Origin of the sequence: Streptomyces sp. NPDC101166, assembly GCF_044768125.1 — a bacterium.
Taxonomy (GTDB): Bacteria; Actinomycetota; Actinomycetes; order Streptomycetales; family Streptomycetaceae; genus Streptomyces.
On record NZ_JBIWPF010000060.1, the window covers coordinates 1 to 2,479 of the forward strand.

A 2,479-nucleotide genomic window follows, 5' to 3' on the forward strand; every position below is an offset into this window, starting at 1 on the left:
TCTGCGACGTCCGTTGCGGCGGAACCTATCTGCGCTCCCCGGTGGGCACCATGTTCCTGGTCGACGGCGAGCGGCCGCAGGAGGCCATCACCACCGGGTACGAGGGCATCCTGATCCGGGTCCGGCGCGACCTGCTGCTGAGCGCCGCGGGGTTGCGTGACGACCAATTCCCGCTCGCCAGACGATTGCAGCCGATCGGGCACGAAGCCCTGGTGATCGACTTCTTCCGGCGGCTGGTGCACCTGTCGCCCGCGGCGCTGGGCAATACGGCCATGTTGAACTCCGGCATCGGACTGCTCGCGGCCGGACTGGCCCTGGGCGGCGACCAGCTGCCCGACGAATCGGCCGCGAACGCTCTCCTACGCCAGCGGGTGATCGCCTTCCTGAGGGCGCACCTGGGCAACCCGGAGCTGACACCCGACCGGATCGCCGTCGCCTGCGGACTCTCGCGGCGCAAGCTGTTCCGGCTCTTCGCCGATATCGACGGCGGGCCCATGATGCTGCTGCGCCGCATGCGCGCCGAGCGCGCCCGCGAACTGCTGGTCGCGGCCCCCGACCGCACCATCGCGGCGATCGCCGACGCTTGCGGCTTCACCGGTGACCGAAACTTCTATCGCGTGTTCCGTGCCGAGACCGGTCTGACTCCCCGCGAATACCGCGATCACGTGCTGTCCGTGCGCCCGGCGGCGTATCCGCCGGTGGGTGTGCCGCTGGGTAGCTTCTCGGCGTAATGGCCTGTCGCCGATCGCATGTCACTCGTCGGCGTTGGCGTGTCACCTGTTGGCGGTAGCGATGACCGTTAGATTGCTGTGGGACTGCCGAAAGATTGCGGAGTGTTAGCGAGACTCCCATTTTGTACGGCATCGGAATGGAGGACGCGAGTGGCGGTGGCGCAGGCGCGGACCGGTCAGGCCGATCAGGCGCTGGAGGCGGCCCGGCACGCGCTCGTGATCGCCTCCGAGACGCACTCCAGCCGGACCCTGCGGCAATTGCACCGGCTGCCCGAGGATTTGACCGGTTCCGGGGGTGCCGACCAAGCGTGGGAGTTGCGCACTATTCTCCATCGCACGCTGCGTGCGCAGCGCTGATAATGCGAGGTTGATTTGCTGAAAATTAGCAGAATATCGGACTCGGGTGTCACCCGAGGTCGCACCGGCTGTCGCCAGATGTCGGCCGAGGCGACCTTTGCGTTTCGGTGGCCAATCTGACATGCAGAAACTGTTAGCGTTGATCTTGTTCGAATGCATCTCACGAGACATGGATTCGAGGACAGATGAAGAATGCCGGTAAGTTGCCAACCCTGGGTATCGCCGCCCTGCTGCTGACCTTCATCGGGCTGCTGCTCCTTGGGCCCGTCGCCGCCGGATTCCTGATCCAGGCGAGCGCGGGGGGACCCGCCGACCTCACGACGTTCGTCCCGCTGATCGCGATGGCGCTCGTGGTGGCCTTCGCGCTGGGTGCGGGCGGGTGGATGTTCTGGACGCTGCTACGACGCTGAGATCGATTGCGGGATCACGGATCCGCCGTCACCACGGCCACCACAGCGGCCACGGTGGGGACCGCCAGGCAACCGTGGAGGACGACCACCCGGATCGGGAGGTCGGTCTCCCGGTTCGCCCGGCGAGATCGCCTCAGGCGAAGTTCTTTTCGATCAACTGGGTGACCACCGAGGGGTAGCGGTCGGGGAAGTCCATGGGCACGATGCCGTAGTGCGCGGCCTGGCCGCGGTGTGCGGTGAGGTAGGCGTCGACCTTCGGCATGATGGCCGCGGCATTGTCCTTGGGCCAGGCGTTGTCGGCGAAACTGGTGAAGTTGATGTATTCGACGGTGTTGGCGGGATCGCCCGCGGCTTTGTCGAAACAGTCGCGGACGTAGTCGAATTTGTCGCCGCCGGAGGAACCGAAGTTCGAGGAGCCCGAATCCAGTCCGGCCAGTCCGCGGTCCTTGTACCGGTCCTGCAAATAGATGCGATCGGTGCTGAACACGCCGTTGTCGCCACCCGGCCACTGCAGACAGCCCAGGGAGTTCGCGAACTGCGCGATGAGCACGATCCGGCCGCGTGCCTCGCCGAGCGTGGGGAAGCGGTTCTCCAGCCAGAACAGCGAGCGGTAACCCTTGGCGTCCAGGTAGCCGTTGAAGATTCGCTCGAAGTTCGAGCCCACGTCGTTATTGGTGCCGTCTTCCTTCTTGACCCGCATGATCAGGACCTCGCCCGGATTGCGGGCCAGGAAGGTCCGGCACTGATCGAGCACGGTGTCGAAGGTGATGCCCTGGTAGAAGCCGCTGTGGTAGACGCCGAAGGAGTCGGTGGTGTGGTCCTGCAGGCCGTTGCAGCGCATGTCGAGGAAGCGGATGCCGTGGGAGAACTGGTCGGGCAGCGACCAGTTCTGGGTGTGTGACCATTCGGTGCCGTTGGCCGGGTCGGTGGCGCAGGAGTCGTGGGTGCCGGGAATGGTCAGGCGCAGCAGTGGGGTGGTGT

General features: G+C 65.7%; 4 protein-coding genes. 3 read left to right on the forward strand and 1 reads right to left on the reverse strand.

Features of this window, described 5'->3' with window-relative positions; genetic code table 11:
- The 3 genes from ACIRS4_RS36190 to ACIRS4_RS36200 all read left to right on the forward strand — a co-directional run.
- Positions 1-731 (forward strand): helix-turn-helix domain-containing protein (locus ACIRS4_RS36190; protein ID WP_404204198.1); only part of this gene is annotated, 731 nt, incomplete at its 5' end.
- A gap of 150 nt (positions 732-881) precedes the next feature.
- The gene (locus ACIRS4_RS36195) at positions 882-1,088 is read left to right on the forward strand and encodes a hypothetical protein (RefSeq protein ID WP_404204200.1); all 207 of its coding nucleotides are present in this window, start codon (positions 882-884) and stop codon (positions 1,086-1,088) included.
- Positions 1,089-1,291: 203 nt separating this feature from the next.
- Positions 1,292-1,498 carry a hypothetical protein gene (locus ACIRS4_RS36200; protein ID WP_404204202.1) on the forward strand — a complete coding sequence of 69 codons (207 nt, stop codon included), beginning with the start codon at positions 1,292-1,294 and terminating at the stop codon, positions 1,496-1,498.
- A gap of 133 nt (positions 1,499-1,631) precedes the next feature.
- Here ACIRS4_RS36200 and ACIRS4_RS36205 read toward each other — a convergent pair.
- On the reverse strand, positions 1,632-2,479 hold an 848-nt coding region (locus ACIRS4_RS36205; RefSeq protein WP_404204204.1), incomplete at its 5' end, for a phosphatidylinositol-specific phospholipase C.